Origin of the sequence: Streptomyces sp. NBC_00510 (assembly GCA_036013505.1) — a bacterium.
Lineage (GTDB): Bacteria > Actinomycetota > Actinomycetes > Streptomycetales > Streptomycetaceae > Actinacidiphila.
Genome location: CP107851.1, coordinates 7,630,634 through 7,645,948, shown reverse-complemented (window position 1 = coordinate 7,645,948; position 15,315 = coordinate 7,630,634). Strand labels below are relative to the sequence as shown.

The window sequence follows — 15,315 nt, the reverse complement described above, 5'->3', positions numbered from 1 at the left end:
CCCCGCACGGCCCTTCCGGGCGTGGGATGCTGTGCGGATCGGGAGCACTCCTCGGGGGACGCCTTGGCGAGGCGGAGGTGGCGGGTGTGAAGGCTCCACACGGCTGGGCGGTCCTGGTCTGCGGCCGGCGCGGCAAATGGGTCGTGCTCGCGCTCTGGCTGGTCCTGCTGGTGGCGGTGGCGCCGCTGGCCCAGAAGCTCACGGACGCGCAGCAGAACGACTCCTCCTCCTGGCTGCCGGGCAACGCGGAGTCCACCCAGGTCCTGGAGCTGCAGAAGCGGTTCCTGCCCGACACCGCCCCCGCCGTCGTGGTCTACGCGCGCCCCGGCGGACTGACCGAGGACGACCGTGCGACGGTCGGTCAGGACGCCGCGCAGATACGGCGGATGACCGATCACGGCGTCTTCGGCGGCCGCACCGTCGGCCCGGTGTACGAGGAACGCGCCGCCGGCCCGCGCGCCGCGCAGCTCATCGTCCCCATCGGCGTGGACGAGGGCGGCTGGACGGGCATCGCGGACGCGGTCGCCGGCATCCGCGCCGTCACCGGCGACGACACCGGCGGCCTCGAGGTGCACATCACCGGACCCGGTGGCTTCGCGGCCGACTCCGCCGAGGCCTTCGAGGGCATCGACGGCACCTTGCTGTACAGCGCGCTCGCCGTGGTCGTCGTCATCCTGCTGCTGACCTACCGCAGCGTCACCCTCATCCTGCTGCCGGTCATCTCGGTCGTCGGGGCGCTGTTCACCGCGCAGGCGGCGGTCTACCTGCTGGCCGAGCACGCCGACCTCGTCGTCAACGCGCAGAGCGCGGGCATCCTCACCGTCCTGGTGTTCGGCGCCGGCACGGACTACGCGCTGCTGCTGGTCGCCCGCTACCGCGAGGAGCTGCGCCGCCACGAGGACCGCCACGAGGCCATGGCGCTGGCCCTGCACCGGGCGGGGCCTGCGATCGTCGCCAGTGCCGCCACGGTCGCGGTGAGCATGCTGTGCCTGCTGGCCGCCGAGATGAACTCGACCTCCGGGCTCGGGCCGGTCGCCGCCGTCGGCGTCGTCATCGGCCTGGCCGCCATGCTGACGCTCTTCCCCGCCCTGCTGGTCGTCGTGGGCCGCTGGGTGTTCTGGCCCGCCGTCCCGCACGCCGGTTCCGTCGAACCCACCCGGAACGGTGTGTGGTCCCGGGTGGGCCGCCGCATCGACCGCCGGCCGCGCGCGGTGTGGGTGGGCACCGCCGCCGTGCTGGCCGCGCTCTCGCTGGGCCTGATCGGCCTGGAGGCGGCGGGCCTGAGCAACGCCCAGAGCTTCACCGGGACCCCCGACTCCGTCACCGGCCAGCAGGTCGAGTCCCGCTACTTCCCCGCCGGCTCCGGACAGCCGCTGGTGGTGATCGCCGACGCGGATGCGGCGGAGCAGGTCAAGGCCGCGCTCGACGGCATCGAGGGCATCGCACCGGGCTCAGCGCTCGTGCCGAAGGGCGCACCCGCGCAGAAGGACGGCCGGGTCTACCTGGAGGCCACGCTCACCGACCCGGCCGACAGCCAGGCCGCCAAGGACACCGTGGACCGCGCCCGCGGGATCCTGCACGCCGTGCCGGGTGCCGACGCCAAGGTCGGCGGCGGTACGGCGGCACTGCTCGATGCGGGCCGCGCCGCGGCGCACGACAACAAGCTGCTCATCCCCATGATCCTCGTCGTCGTGCTGGTGATCCTGAGCATCCTGCTGCGGGCCCTCACCGCCCCGCTGGTGCTCATCGCGACCGTGGTGCTCTCCTTCGCCGCCGCGCTCGGAGTCAGCGTGCTCGCCTTCCGCCACGTCTTCGGCTTCCAGGGCGAGGACACGGCCTTCCCGCTGTTCGTCTTCGTGTTCCTGGTGGCGCTGGGCATCGACTACAACATCTTCCTGATGACGCGGATCCGCGAGGAGAGCGCGCAGTCCGGGACCCGCGAGGGAACCCTCACCGGCCTCGCGGCGACCGGCGGTGTCATCACCTCCGCGGGCCTGGTGCTCGCCGGCACGTTCGCGGCCCTGGCGACACTGCCCGTCGTGGGCTTCGCGGAGATCGGCTTCGCGGTGGCCTTCGGCGTCCTGCTGGACACCCTGGTCGTGCGGTCGGTGCTGGTCACCGCGCTCACCCTCGACCTGCGGCACCGCGTGTGGTGGCCGAGCCGCCTGGACCGCCCCCGCGCCGCGGCACCGGCCGGGGAACCGGCCGCGCCCGCCGCCCCGCACGCCGGTTCGTGACGTCCGCCGGACAGCAGTGACCCCCCGCGCCGGGCGCGGGGGGTCACGTGCGGCACGGCGGGTGTCACGCGTTGGGACGCTTGCCGTGGTTGGCGCCCTTCTTCTTCCGGGCGCGCCGCTTGTTGCCTCGCTTGGACATGATGCCCAACCCTCTCGTACAGGACATTTCGACCGCGGTCAGTCTATGACCGCCCCCGGCGTGCGGCACGTCAGCGACGCTCCGCGCGGACGCCCGGTCAGTCCGGGAAGTGCTCGCGCATGAAGGTGTTGCGGAAGACCTCTGCGGGGTCGAACCGGGCGGCGAGCCGCCGGAAGTCGTCGTAGCGCGGGTAGAGCTCGCGCAGTGCGGCGGGCGACGGGGTGAAGAACTTGCCCCAGTGCGGTCGGGCGGAGAAGGGACGCAGGGCCTCCTCGACGACCTGGACCGCCAGCGTCACCGCCGGGACGTCCGGGATCCAGGTGAAGTGGAAGGCGACGCTGTCGCGTCCGTGGGCGGGGCTGAGCCAGAGGGAGTCGGCCGCCACGGTGCGGATCTCGCCGATCAGCACTTCGGACGAGAACCGCTCCCGCACCCGCCACAGGGCGTCGAACGCCGCCACCGCGTCCCGCCGGTCGACGAAGAACTCCGACTGGATCTCCTCGCCGCTGCTCGGGGTGAACTCCAGGCGGAAGTGCGGCAACCGCTCGTACCAGGGGCCGACCAGGCCCTGCTGCGGGGTGCAGTGCGTGCCGGGCATCCCCGGGATCGGGTGCCGTGGCCCGTCGGCCGCGGTGGCCCCGAACCACGTCTGCGGTACGGACTCCGCCCCGTCGGCCTCGACCCGCTCCTTGCGCCACACCTGGTCGACGGCACGGTCGCGCCAGCGGGTGAAGACCGACACGCTGTACCCCGCCGACATCACCGTGTCGAAGTTCCCGAGGAACTCCTCCTTCGGCATGTCCTCGTAGACGGTCTGGCGCACGGCGAAGGACGGGACGAGGTCGAGGGTCAGCCGTGTCACGACGCCCAGGGCGCCCAGGGCGACGACGGAGCCGTCGAAGTCAGGATCGCCGCGATGGATTTCGGCGAGCTCGCCGTCGGCGGTGACCATGGTCAGCGCGCTGACCGCGCCGGCCAGGCTGCGCCGCCCGGTGCCGGAACCGTGCGTGCCGGTGGCGCACGCACCGGCGACGGAGATGTGCGGCAGGGAGCCGAGGTTGTGCAGCGCCAGACCCGCCTCGTCGATCGCGCGGACGATCTCGCCGAAGCGCAGCCCCGAGGCGACCGTGGCGGTACGGGCGGTGCGGTCGACGTCGATCACGGCGGGCAGCCGCGAGGTCGAGACGTGCTCGCCGTCGGTGTCGGCGACGGTGCTGAAGGAGTGCCGGGTCCCGAGGGCGCGCACCCGTGGGGACCGGGCCACGATCTCCTGCAGCTCGGTGACGGACTCGGGGTGGTGGAGGCTTCGTGCGGTGAAGGCGACGTTGCCGCCCCAGTTGCTCTCCGCGGGCATCGCGGTCGTTCCTTCCTGTACGGCCCGGCTGCCGGCGGCCGCGCGGCGCGCGGCCTGCCGGATCAGCGGTTCGGGGCCTGCCGTTCCAGGATGATTCTCGCCGCTGGGGCCGGGGGCGCAGGACAGGGGTGTGTCGTGGCGCCGCGGGCGCCGGCCCGCACGTTCCTTCAAGTATTGACGTGACCCCGTCACCCTGGCATGGTCTAGACCTAGCTGGGCTCAACGGGACGGCGCAGCAGGGAAGTTCACGCCGTCCCGGACACGACGCACGCCGCGCCGCGCCCGTGCGTGACCTCCTCGGAAAGACCCGTGCCCGCCGTGCGGAGCACCCCCGCCAAGCTCCCTCCCCCACGACCGCGGCCTCTGGCCGGGTAAGGAGCGACTCCCCCATGTCCACGTCCCTCGCCGGACGGCTCCCCGCAGGGCGTACCGTCCTGGGCCCGTCCGCGGTGTTCGCCGTCCTCGCGGCGCTCCTGGCCACCTTGTTCGTCGCGACGCCGACCGCCCGCGCGGCGGACGGCCAGATCAGCGGCCTGGCGGGCAAGTGCGTCGACGTCGCCGCGGCCAGCAGCGCCAACGGCACCGCCGTACAGCTCTACGACTGCAACGGGACCAACGCCCAGCGCTGGTCCAACCCCGGTGACGGCACGCTGCGCGCGCTCGGCAAGTGCCTCGACGTCGTCGACCGCGGCACCGCCGACGGGGCCGCGGTCCAGTTGTGGGACTGCGCGGGCAGCGCCAACCAGCAGTGGGTCGTCACCGCGGCGCGCGACATCGTCAACCCCGCCGCCAACAAGTGCCTGGACGTCCGGGACAACAACTCCGCCAACGCCACCCGGCTGCAGATCTGGACCTGCACCGGCGGGGCGAACCAGAAGTGGAACGCCCCCGCGAGCGGCGGTGGCGGCACGAACCCGTCCGGATTCGTCGTCAGCGAGGCCCAGTTCAACCAGATGTTCCCGGGCCGCAACGGCTTCTACACCTACAGCGGCCTGGTCGCGGCCCTGAGCTCCTACCCGGGCTTCGCCAACTCCGGCAGCGACACCGTGAAGAAGCAGGAGGCCGCCGCCTTCCTCGCCAACGTCAGCCACGAGACGGGCGGGCTGGTGTACGTGGTCGAGCAGAACACGGCCAACTACCCGCACTACTGCGACTGGGGCCAGCCCTACGGCTGCCCGGCCGGCCAGGCCGCGTACTACGGCCGCGGCCCGATCCAGCTCAGCTGGAACTTCAACTACAAGGCGGCGGGCGACGCCCTCGGCATCGACCTGCTGGGCAACCCCTGGCGCGTGGAGCAGGACGCGGCCGTGGCCTGGCGCACGGGTCTTTGGTACTGGAACACCCAGAGCGGCCCCGGCACCATGACCCCGCACAACGCCATGGTGAACCAGGCGGGCTTCGGCCAGACGATCCGCTCCATCAACGGATCGCTGGAATGCGACGGCCGCAACCCGGCGCAGGTGCAGAGCCGGGTGAGCAAGTACCAGCAGTTCACGGCGATCCTGGGCGTCAGCCAGGGTGCCAACCTCTACTGCTGAGTCTCCGCCGCGCGGGTGCGGCCCGGATGTCCGGGCCGCACCCGCGCGGTCATTCCCCTGTGCGGCGCAGCAGGGCGAGGTACATCGCGTCGGTGCCGTGCAGGTGGGGCCAGAGCTGGACGTCGGGGCCCTCGCCGAGGTCGGGGACCCCGGGCATGAGGGGGCGGGCGTCGACGAATTCGGCGGGGACGGCCCCCGGCTGGCCCAGGACGTCCTCCACGACGGCACGGGTCTCGGCCGGATGCGGGGAGCAGGTCGCGTAACCGACGACCCCGCCGACGCGCACCGCGCGCAGGGCGGACTCCAGCAGGCCGCGCTGCAGGGGCGCGAAGCCCGGGACGTCCTCGGCGCGCCGGCGCCAGCGCGCCTCGGGGCGGCGGCGCAGGGCGCCGAGGCCGGTGCAGGGCACGTCGACCAGGACACGGTCGAAGGCGCCCGGGCGCCAGGCGGGCCGGGTGCCGTCGGCGACGATCACCTCGAACGGCCCGGGGTTGCCGGCCAGGGCGCGGGCCACCAGGCGGGCCCGGTGCAGCTGCTTCTCGGAGGCGACCAGGGCCGCCCCACGCTCCGCGGCGAGCGCGCCGAGCAGGGCCGCCTTGCCGCCGGGGCCGGCGCAGCCGTCCAGCCAGAGCCGGTCGGGGCCCTCGCCGAGCGGGGCCGCGGCCAGGGCGGCGGCGACGAGCTGGCTGCCCTCGTCCTGGACGCCGGCGCGGCCCTCCCGCACCGCCTCGATGGTCGCGGGGTCGCCGCCCTCGGCGAGCCGGACCGCCCACGGGGACCAGCGGCCGGGGAGGGTGGCGTCCGCGGGAAGCGCGTCGGCGAGCTCCTGCGGGGTGGCGCGGCCGGGGCGCGCGACGAGGGTGACCTCGGGGCGCTCGTTGTCGGCCGCGAGCAGCTCCTCCATGCCCGCGCGGCCGCCGCCGAGGGCGTCCCACAGGGCCGAGACGATCCAGCGCGGGTGCGAGTGGACGACGGCGAGGTGGTCCTCGGGGTCCTCGTCGTAGGGCGGCGCCACCTCGTCCAGCCAGGCGTCCAGCTCCTGTGCGGCGATCCGGCGCAGCACCGCGTTGACGAACTTCGCGCGCCCGTCGCCGAGGACCACGCGGGCCAGCTCGACGGTGGCGGAGACGGCGGCGTGGCTGGGGATGCGGGTGCCCAGCAGCTGGTGGGCACCGAGCGACAACACGTCCAGCACGGGCGGGTCGACCTCGCGCAGCGGCCGGTCGACGCAGGCCGCGATCACGGCGTCGTACGTGCCCTGACGGCGCAGGGTGCCGTAGACCAGCTCGGTGGCGAGCGCCGCGTCGCGCCGGTCGAACTCCCGGCCCTTGCGTGCCGCCTCGGCCTCGGCCTCGCGCAGCAGCGAGGGCAGGACGAGGTTGGCGTAGGCGTCGCGCTCGTCGACCGCCCTCAGCGCCTCGAACGCCAGGATGCGCACGGGGTCGCGCTGGGGCTTGCGGTAGGGCCGGCCGCCCTGCGGGGGCCTGCCCTGGGTGCGGCCCTGACGGGCGGCGGGCTGCGGTCGGCGGCGTGACGGTTCGCTCACGTGGAAGGTGCTCCGGAAGTGTCGGTGGTACGGCGGGGCGCGGTGCGCCCCGCTTCGAGCGTACGTGGGAGGCGCGGTCAGGCGCCGAGCCGGTCGCCGGAGGGGACGCGGACGCCGCGCGCCCAGTCGGCGGCGGGCATCGGCTTCTTGCCCTGCGGACGCACCTCGCCGAGCTCCACGGCGTGGCTGCCGGTGCCCACGTACACGGCGCGCTTGGTGACCTCCAGCTCGCCGGGCGCCAGGTCGGTGCGCTCGGGCAACAGGGTGACGGGGCCGACCTTGAGGCGCTCGCCACCGATCAGGGTCCAGGCGCCGGGCGCCGGGGTGCAGCCCCGGACCAGCCGGTCCACCCGCAGCGCCGGGGCGTTCCAGTCGACCTGGGCGTCGTCGACGGTGATCTTGGGCGCCAGGCTGACGCCCTCGGCGGGCTGCGGCCGGGCGACCAGCGCGCCGTCCTCGATGCCGTCCATGGTGGCGGAGAGCAGTTTCGCACCGCTGTGCGAGAGCCGGGTGAGCAGGTCGCCGCTGGTGTCGCGGGGCCGGACGTCCTCGGTGACGACGCCGTACACCGGCCCGGAGTCCAGTCCCTCCTCGATGAGGAAGGTCGCGGCCCCGGTGACCTCGTCGCCCGCCATGACGGCGTGCTGCACCGGGGCGGCGCCGCGCCAGGCGGGGAGCAGCGAGAAGTGCAGGTTGACCCAGCCGTGGGCGGGCACGTCGAGGGCGACGCGGGGCAGCAGCGCACCGTAGGCGACGACCGGGCAGCAGTCGGGGGCGATCTCCCGGAGCCGGGCGAGGAAGTCCTCGTCGCGGGGCCTGGCGGGCTTGAGGACCTCGATGCCGGCCTCCTCCGCGCGCTGGGCCACCGGGCTGGCGACGAGCTTGCGGCCGCGCCCCGCGGTGGCGTCCGGCCGGGTGACGACGGCGACGACCTCGTGCCGGCCGGAGGCGATCAGGGCGTCGAGGGCGGGAACGGCGACCTCGGGGGTGCCGGCGAAGACGAGCCTCATGCGTGCGGGGTGCCTTTCTGCAGTGCGCGGCCCTACAGTGCGCGGCCGAAGGTGCTGTGCGGGGAGACGCGGACCTGGGGCGCGGGCCGACCGGCCCACTCGGCCTCGCGTATCGCCTTCATCGCGGCCTTGCGCTGCTCGCGGTCGAGGCGGTCGATGAAGATGATGCCGTCGAGGTGGTCGGTCTCGTGCTGGATGCAGCGGGCGAGCAACTGGGTGCCCTCGATGGTCACCGGGTCGCCGTGCATGTTGAAGCCCCGGGCGACGACGCCGTGGGCCCGCTTGGTGTCGAAGCGCAGCCCGGGCAGGGACAGGCAGCCCTCGGGGCCGTCCTGCTCCTCCTCGCTCAGGCTGAGGTCCGGGTTGACCAGATGGCCCAGCTCGCCGTCGACGTGGTAGGTGAACACCCGCAGCGAGACGCCGATCTGAGGAGCCGCCAGGCCTGCGCCGGGGGCGTCCTTCATGGTCTCCTCGAGGTCCTTGACGAGGGTGCGCAGCTCTTTGTCGAAGACGGTCACGGGCTGCGCCGTCATGCGCAGCACGGGGTCGCCGAAGAGGCGGATCGGCTGGATGGACACGCGGTGGCTCCGTGGTCGGACGGGGACAGGGCAACCGCACCAGTCTATGGGCCGGTGGGGTGGGGGCGCGCACCCCTGCGCACGCCCCCCGAAGGGTGCGATGCGCCCCTTATGCGTGACTCCACGGGAGTCTGGCGCGTTGGTCAATGGAGTTTGACCCACAAGAGCCGGTTCGAGAGGCCAGTTGATGCCCGAACACGCAACTCATGACGCCCAGGCCAGGGCGAGCCTTCACCTGCTGGTGCGGGACATCGAGCGGGTCCGCCGACAGGTCGACGCGCTGCGCACCCTCACCACCCAGCTGGGCAACGTCTACCGTCCCCGCCGGGGCGGGCCGTCCGCGGGATTCGTGGTCTACGGCCGCGCCCCCGCCCCCACCGTCCGGCTCGCCCAGGAGCTGCGGGACAGCGTCGAGACCCTGGTGACCGCCGCCGTCGAGTTCGACCGCTCCCTGGGCTTCAGCTGGGACGCCGTCGGCTCCGCGCTGGGCGTCACCAAGCAGGCCGTCCACCGGCGGTACGGCAACCGGCGCTCGGCGCCGCCCGGAGCGGCCGTGGCGGAGGTCCACGGCGACCCCCCGGCCCCGGCGGTGGTGCCCTCCGTGCCCGCGGCCCGCGCGATGCCCGCGCACGCCGCCCCCGCCCCCCGCGACGAGGCCGTCCCCGGAGCGGTCCCCTCCCCGCGCACCGGCTGATCCGGCGGCTCCCCGGGCACGCCCGCCCCGCCGCCCGCCACGCCGACAGGACGGCCGCCGGGGCGGGCGCGTACGGGCACGTACGGGCACGGGCGCACCGCGGTCAGGGCCGCCGGTGCTCCGCGGGCAGCCGGGCCGGATCCAGCTCCAGCTCCCCCACGGTCTGGCCGCCGCTTGACTCCCCCGTGGGCCGGAAGCCGAGCCCCAGGTAGAAACGTTCCGGGCCGTCCTCGCCGGGATGCCAGGTGGTGGTGACCCGGGTGCCGCCCCGGCGCAGGATCTCCGCCGCCACGGACTCGACGGCGAACCTGCCGTAGCCACGGCCCTGTTCGCCCGCCGCGACGGCGAGGCGCCACAGACCGGAGCGGAGGTCGGTGCCGGTTCCGTCGGCCGCGAAGTCGATGTCGAAGAAGGCCATCAGGAAACCGACGATCCGGTCGCCGTCGACGATCAGCCGGGGCCAGGCCGTCTCCCCGTACGCGTACGCCTCCGCGAGGGACTTCACGACCGGCGCCACCAGGTGTTCCTGGTCGGGGCGGACCTTCAGGGCGATCGCGGCGCCGACGTTGTCGGGGGTGATCTTCTCCAGACGGAGCGTGCTGGTCATACCCGGAACCCTAGGACGGTGCGTCAAGCGCATTTCCCCGACCGCAGCATCCGCTCCCAGCGCCCGCCACCTGGGGTGTCTCCCGGACGGCGGGGTCGTACGCGATCGACGACCGGCCCTCCCCGGCCGCCGCCCGCAGCCGGGTGCCTCCTACCGGCGACCCGGCAGTGCTGGGTCCTGTCGTCAAAGTCCCTCCCCCAGCCTTCGGCCGGGGGTGCCCCCACCCCGCGGTGCTCCCCCAGGACCGGGGGCTCTACCCGGGCCCGGCTCCCTCGTACGGCCAACGCGGCCGCCAAGGCGGCCTCATTGCCGGCCGGAACACCCGACAGCGCCCACTTCCCCAGGCCCACGCGATGGGTGCCCCGCGAACAGCAGGACTGCCCGGCACCGGTGATCGGCTCTCCCCGCCCGCACCCACCGCCGGGTCCCCGCCCGGGTCCGGCCGGCAGCGGCTGATGCGAGCGCCCCCGCGGAGTGCGACGCCCGCCAGGGCGGCGGGCTGCGCGGACTGAACGCGACGCCATCGGCCGGAGACACCCTCGCGGCGCCGAGCCGACGAGGACGCACTCGCCACCGGCCGACTCCCGCCACGGGCGCCACACGGGGCGGGCTCCCTGCGTGCGCCCCACGCGGACGGCAACGCCGACGCCTTGCTCGCCGCCCGGGGCGCTAGCCGATGTCGGGCGGGTCGATGCGGACCCGGACCGGGTCGGGCTCCTTGCGGGCGATGCGGGCGGTCTGCGCGGACTTCAGCGCGGCGGCCAGGGCGGAGCCCTTGCCCGGCGGCACGCGCAGCAGCACGCGCTCCCAGCGCTCGCCGGGTGGCGTGTCCCCGGAACGACGGGGCCGCGCGGGATCGGTGATCGGCAGCGGCACCGGGCCGAGCACGTCGGTGCCCTCCGGGAGCCGGACCGTGGCCAGCAGGTCGGCGACGGCGGCGGGGCGGCCGCTGACGGCGGCCATCCGGGAGACCGGGGGGAAGCCCAGCTCGGCGCGTTCGGCCAGCTCGCGCACCGCGTGGCCGACCGGGTCCCAGCGGACGAGGGCCTGCACCGGACGCAGCGTGGGCTCCCCGAGGACGACCACCGTGCCGCCCTCGCCGGCCGGGCGCACCAATGCCGCCGCGGCGGCCCAGCGGCGCAGGGTCTCCTCCCCCGCCCGCAGGTCCGGGCGGTTGAGCAGCGCCCAGCCGTCCAGCAGCAGCGCCGCGGCGTAGCCGCCCTCCGCGACCGGTTCCGCGCCCGGGGTCGAGATCACCAGCGAGGGCGTGCCGGGCACCGAGGCCAGTACCCCGTCGCGCCCTGAGGTCCGCACCGGCACCTTGGGGAAGGCCCGGCCGAGCTCGTCGGCGGTGCGCCGGGCACCGACCACCTGCGCGCGCAGCCGGAAGCCGCCGCACTCCTTGCAGTGCCAGGCCGCCTCGGGCCGCCCGCACCAGCCGCAGTGCGGCGCGCTCTCCCCGTCGCCGAGCTGCAGCGGTCCCGCGCAGTGCGCGCACCGGGCGGGTTCGCGGCAGCGCTCGCAGGCCAGCCGCGGCACGTAGCCCCGCCGGGGCACCTGCACCAGCACCGGGCCGCGCTGCAGCGCGTCCCGCGTCACCTGCCACGCCACCGACGGCAGCCGCGCCACGCGCGCCGCGGCGTCCCGCGCCTCGTCGCCCTCGCCGACGGTACGGACCAGGGGCGCGGCGGCCCGGACCTGCTCGCGCGGTGCGGTCAGCGGCAGCGCCCACTGGGTGTCGACCAGCTGCGCGCCCTCCACGGTGCAGGTGAGCCCGCCGAGAAGGAAGCCCGCCCGCTCCTCCGCGGCCCGCAGCAGCAGGACGTCCCGGGCGTGCGGCTGCGGTGCGTGCTGCTCGGCGTGGCTGGAGTCGCCGTCGTCCCAGAGCACGGCCAGCCCCAGCTCCGCCACGGGCGCGAACATCGCGGCCCGGGTGCCGACGACGGCGCGTACGCTGCCCCGGCTCACCGCCAGCCAGCGGCGGTACCGCTCCTCCGGCCCGGCGTCGGCGGTCAGCAGCACATGGCGGCCTTCGCCGACGATCGCGGTCAGCGCCTCGTCGACGCGGGCGGCCGCGCGGCCGTCCGGTACGACGGCAAGCGCCCCGCGTCCCGAGGCGAGCGTCGCCGCCATGGCGCGGGCGATCTCCTCGGGCCAGTGGGGCCCGGGCAGCGCCGTCCACACCGCCCGCGGGGTGTCGCCGCGGGCCAGCGCCTGCAGGAACGCCGGCCCGGTCGGGTAGCGCCGCCACGGCCCGGGCTCGGGCGCGCCGGGAACGGGCAGCGGCTCCCGTACCGGCTCCGCCTCGACCTTGGCCCGGCGCGGTGGCACCGCGAGCTGCACGATGTCGGCGAGGGCGCCCGCGTAGCGGTCGGCGACGGCCCGGCACAGCCGCAGCAGCCCGGGTGTCAGCACCTCCTCGGGCGACAGGACCTGGGCGAGCGGGGCGAGGGGGCCGCGGTAGTCGCTCTCGGGGAGGCGGTCCACGATGAAGCCGTCGTGCAGCTCCCCGCCCTCGCGGCGGCCGCCCTTGCCGACGCGGCCGCCGAAGCGCACCCGGACGCGCACGCCGGGCCGCGCCTCCGCGTCCATCGCGGCGGGCACCGCGTAGTCGAAGTACTGGTCGAGGTGGAGCAGACCCTTGTCGACCAGGACGCGGGCCACCGGCAGCCCCTCGGCCAGCGCCGCGCCCCGCCAGGTCCGCGGCTTGGCGCGGGGCTCCTTGGCCTTGCGCACCGTCTCCCGGATGAGCGCGAGCTGCTCTCCCCCGTGCGGCTCCGCCGCCGGGGACACCTGCCGGTCGTCCTCGCTGCTCACAGCCTCAGTGTTACCAGACGCGTCGGACACCGGACGCCGCCGGAGGTGTCCCCGCGCACGCCGACGGCCCCGGACCGCTGGGGTCCGGGGCCGTCGTCAGGCGTGGGGCGGGCGCGCCCCCGACGACACGCCTAGAGGCCGGCCGCCTGGCGCAGCGCCTCGACGCGGTCGGTGCGCTCCCAGGTGAAGTCCGGCAGCTCGCGACCGAAGTGGCCGTACGCCGCGGTCTGGGAGTAGATCGGGCGCAGCAGGTCGAGGTCGCGGATGATCGCGGCCGGGCGGAGGTCGAAGACCTGACCGATGGCCTGCTCGATCTTCTCGTGGTCCACGGTGTGGGTGCCGAAGGTCTCCACGAACAGGCCGACGGGCTCGGCCTTGCCGATCGCGTAGGCGACCTGGACCTCGCAGCGCGAGGCGAGGCCCGCGGCGACGACGTTCTTGGCGACCCAGCGCATGGCGTAGGCGGCGGAGCGGTCGACCTTGGACGGGTCCTTGCCGGAGAAGGCGCCGCCGCCGTGGCGGGCCATGCCGCCGTAGGTGTCGATGATGATCTTGCGGCCGGTGAGGCCGGCGTCGCCCATCGGGCCGCCGATCTCGAAGCGCCCGGTGGGGTTGACCAGCAGCCGGTACCCGTCGGTGTCGATCTTGATGCCGTCGTCGAGCAGCGCCTTCAGCTCCGGCTCCACGACGAACTCGCGGATGTCGGGCGCGAGCAGCGACTCGAGGTCGATGTCGCTGGCGTGCTGCGAGGAGACCACCACGGTGTCGAGGCGCACGGCCTTGTCGCCGTTGTACTCGATGGTGACCTGGGTCTTGCCGTCCGGGCGCAGGTAGGGGATGGTCCCGTTCTTGCGGACCTCGGACAGCCGCCGGGAGAGCCGGTGCGCCAGCGTGATCGGGAGCGGCATCAGCTCGGGGGTCTCGTCGCAGGCGTAGCCGAACATCAGGCCCTGGTCGCCCGCACCCTGCTTGTCGAGCTCGTCGTCATCGCCCTCGACCCGGCTCTCGTACGCCGTGTCGACGCCCTGCGCGATGTCCGGGGACTGCGCACCGATGGAGACCGAGACACCGCAGGAGGCGCCGTCGAAACCCTTCTTCGACGAGTCGTAGCCGATCTCCAGGATCTTGTTCCGCACCAGGGTCGCGATGTCCGCGTATCCCTTGGTGGTGACCTCTCCGGCGACGTGCACCAGACCGGTGGTGATCAGCGTCTCGACGGCGACGCGCGAGGAGGGGTCCTCCTTGAGCAGCGCGTCGAGGATCGTGTCGCTGATCTGGTCAGCGATCTTGTCGGGGTGACCCTCGGTCACGGACTCCGAGGTGAACAGGCGGCGGGACACATCGCTCCCTGGGGTTGCAGCGGCTGCTGGCTGATCATTGGCGGCTCGCGCAGGGCTGCGCCTGGCGGGCCATGGGTCAGTTTATCTGTCGACCATGTGCAGGGACACGGCATCTCGCACCTTGGATATGCCGTGACCTGCGACACTGTGCATCACCTCGGGACGGAACGCCAGTAGCGGACACGTACCGCCCCGAAGTGTCATCACGGCAGGCGGGCGGCGACCAGGTCCCAGACCTGCTCGGCCAGCGCCTCCTTGGGCCCGTACGGCACGGCGGTCTCGCTGCCGTCCGCGGCGAGCACGACGGCCTCGTTCTCCTCGGATCCGAAGGCCTTGTGGTCCCCCACCTCGTTGACGACCAGCAGGTCACAGCCCTTGCGGGCGAGCTTGGCGCGACCGTTGGCGAGGACGTCGTCGGTCTCGGCGGCGAAGCCGACGACGATCTGGGCGGGGTGCGGCCGTTCGGCTGAAAGCTCGGCGAGCACGTCGGGGTTGCGCACCAGTTCCACGGGTGCGGGCTCCTCGCCGTCCTTCTTCTTGATCTTGCCCTCGGCGTAGCGCGCCGGGCGGAAGTCGGCGACGGCGGCCGCCATCACGACCACGTCGGCGTCGGACGCGGCCTTCAACACGGCCTCGCGCAGCTGCACCGCCGTGCCCACACGCACCACGTCCGCCCCCGCCGGGTCGGCGAGGCCGGTGTTGGCGGCGACCAGGGTGACCCGGGCGCCCCGGGCCAGGGCCGTGCGGGCCAGGGCGTAGCCCTGTTTGCCGGAGGAGCGGTTGCCCAGGTAGCGGACGGGGTCGAGGGGCTCGCGGGTACCGCCGGCGCTGATGACGACATGGCGTCCGGCCAGGTCGGTCTCGAGCGCCCGGGGGCCGCGCAGCAGCACGCGGCGGCAGGCCTCGAAGATCTCGGCGGGCTCGGGCAGCCGGCCCTTGCCGGTGTCGACGCCGGTGAGGCGGCCGACCGCGGGCTCGAGGACGATGGCGCCACGGCGGCGCAGCGTCGCCACGTTCTCCTGGGTGGCGGCGTGCTCCCACATCTCGGTGTGCATGGCGGGCACGAACACCACGGGACAGCGCGCGGTGAGCAGGGTGTTGGTGAGCAGGTCGTCGGCGAGCCCGTGGGCGGCTTTGGCGAGCACGTCGGCGGTGGCGGGGGCGACCACGACGAGGTCCGCGCCCTGTCCGATGCGCACGTGCGGCACCTCGTGGACGCTCTCCCACACCTCGGTCGAGACGGGGTTGCCCGACAGTGCCGACCAGGTGGCCGCACCGACGAAGTGCAGCGCCGAGGCCGTGGGCACGACGCGCACGTCGTGGCCCGACTCGGTGAACCGGCGCAGCAGCTCGCACGCCTTGTAGGCGGCGATCCCGCCGCTCACACCCAGGACGACCTGTGGCTTCCCCATCGACCTCTCCCGCGCTGTGTTGGACCGTGGTGCGTAGTACCCA

Annotated in this window: 11 protein-coding genes; 3 read left to right on the top strand and 8 right to left on the bottom strand. The window is 74.4% G+C overall.

Annotation, left to right across the window (positions count from 1 at the left end; genetic code table 11):
• Window positions 1-86: 86 nt before the first annotated feature.
• Window positions 87-2,237, top strand: a complete 2,151-nt coding sequence (locus OG937_34580) for an MMPL family transporter (protein ID WUD76454.1) — start codon at window positions 87-89, stop codon at window positions 2,235-2,237.
• 236 nt (window positions 2,238-2,473) lie between these two features.
• Here the strand turns inward: OG937_34580 and OG937_34575 are convergent, their stop codons facing one another.
• Window positions 2,474-3,730, bottom strand: coding sequence for an FAD-binding protein (locus tag OG937_34575; GenBank protein ID WUD76453.1), 1,257 nt, complete (start codon window positions 3,728-3,730; stop codon window positions 2,474-2,476).
• A gap of 389 nt (window positions 3,731-4,119) precedes the next feature.
• On the opposite strand from OG937_34575, the gene OG937_34570 reads away from it, so the two are divergent.
• On the top strand, window positions 4,120-5,268 hold the full coding sequence (locus tag OG937_34570; GenBank protein ID WUD76452.1) for a ricin-type beta-trefoil lectin domain protein: 1,149 nt from the start codon (window positions 4,120-4,122) through the stop codon (window positions 5,266-5,268).
• A 49-nt stretch (window positions 5,269-5,317) separates the two neighbouring features.
• Here the strand turns inward: OG937_34570 and OG937_34565 are convergent, their stop codons facing one another.
• The 3 genes from OG937_34565 to def all read right to left on the bottom strand — a co-directional run bounded on the left by OG937_34565 (window position 5,318) and on the right by def (window position 8,402).
• Window positions 5,318-6,706: an rRNA cytosine-C5-methyltransferase gene (locus tag OG937_34565; GenBank protein WUD78981.1), complete on the bottom strand. Its 1,389-nt coding sequence runs from the start codon at window positions 6,704-6,706 to the stop codon at window positions 5,318-5,320.
• A 185-nt stretch (window positions 6,707-6,891) separates the two neighbouring features.
• Complete coding sequence (gene fmt, locus OG937_34560; protein ID WUD76451.1) at window positions 6,892-7,824, bottom strand: methionyl-tRNA formyltransferase; 933 nt, start codon at window positions 7,822-7,824, stop codon at window positions 6,892-6,894.
• 32 nt (window positions 7,825-7,856) lie between these two features.
• Window positions 7,857-8,402: a peptide deformylase gene (gene def, locus OG937_34555; protein ID WUD76450.1), complete on the bottom strand. Its 546-nt coding sequence runs from the start codon at window positions 8,400-8,402 to the stop codon at window positions 7,857-7,859.
• A gap of 187 nt (window positions 8,403-8,589) precedes the next feature.
• Here def and OG937_34550 point away from each other — a divergent pair, with 187 nt between their 5' ends.
• The gene (locus tag OG937_34550; protein ID WUD76449.1) at window positions 8,590-9,096 is read left to right on the top strand and encodes a hypothetical protein; all 507 of its coding nucleotides are present in this window, start codon (window positions 8,590-8,592) and stop codon (window positions 9,094-9,096) included.
• Window positions 9,097-9,199: 103 nt separating this feature from the next.
• Here OG937_34550 and OG937_34545 read toward each other — a convergent pair whose 3' ends face one another.
• The 4 genes from OG937_34545 to coaBC all read right to left on the bottom strand — a co-directional run bounded on the left by OG937_34545 (window position 9,200) and on the right by coaBC (window position 15,272).
• Window positions 9,200-9,703 carry a GNAT family N-acetyltransferase gene (locus OG937_34545; protein ID WUD76448.1) on the bottom strand — a complete coding sequence of 168 codons (504 nt, stop codon included), beginning with the start codon at window positions 9,701-9,703 and terminating at the stop codon, window positions 9,200-9,202.
• A 669-nt stretch (window positions 9,704-10,372) separates the two neighbouring features.
• Window positions 10,373-12,520, bottom strand: coding sequence for a primosomal protein N' (locus OG937_34540; protein WUD76447.1), 2,148 nt, complete (start codon window positions 12,518-12,520; stop codon window positions 10,373-10,375).
• Window positions 12,521-12,651: 131 nt separating this feature from the next.
• Entirely contained in the window at window positions 12,652-13,860 is a 1,209-nt protein-coding gene (gene metK, locus OG937_34535) for a methionine adenosyltransferase (GenBank protein WUD76446.1), read from the bottom strand.
• 203 nt (window positions 13,861-14,063) lie between these two features.
• Window positions 14,064-15,272, bottom strand: coding sequence for a bifunctional phosphopantothenoylcysteine decarboxylase/phosphopantothenate--cysteine ligase CoaBC (gene coaBC / locus OG937_34530; protein WUD76445.1), 1,209 nt, complete (start codon window positions 15,270-15,272; stop codon window positions 14,064-14,066).
• Window positions 15,273-15,315: the final 43 nt, after the last annotated feature.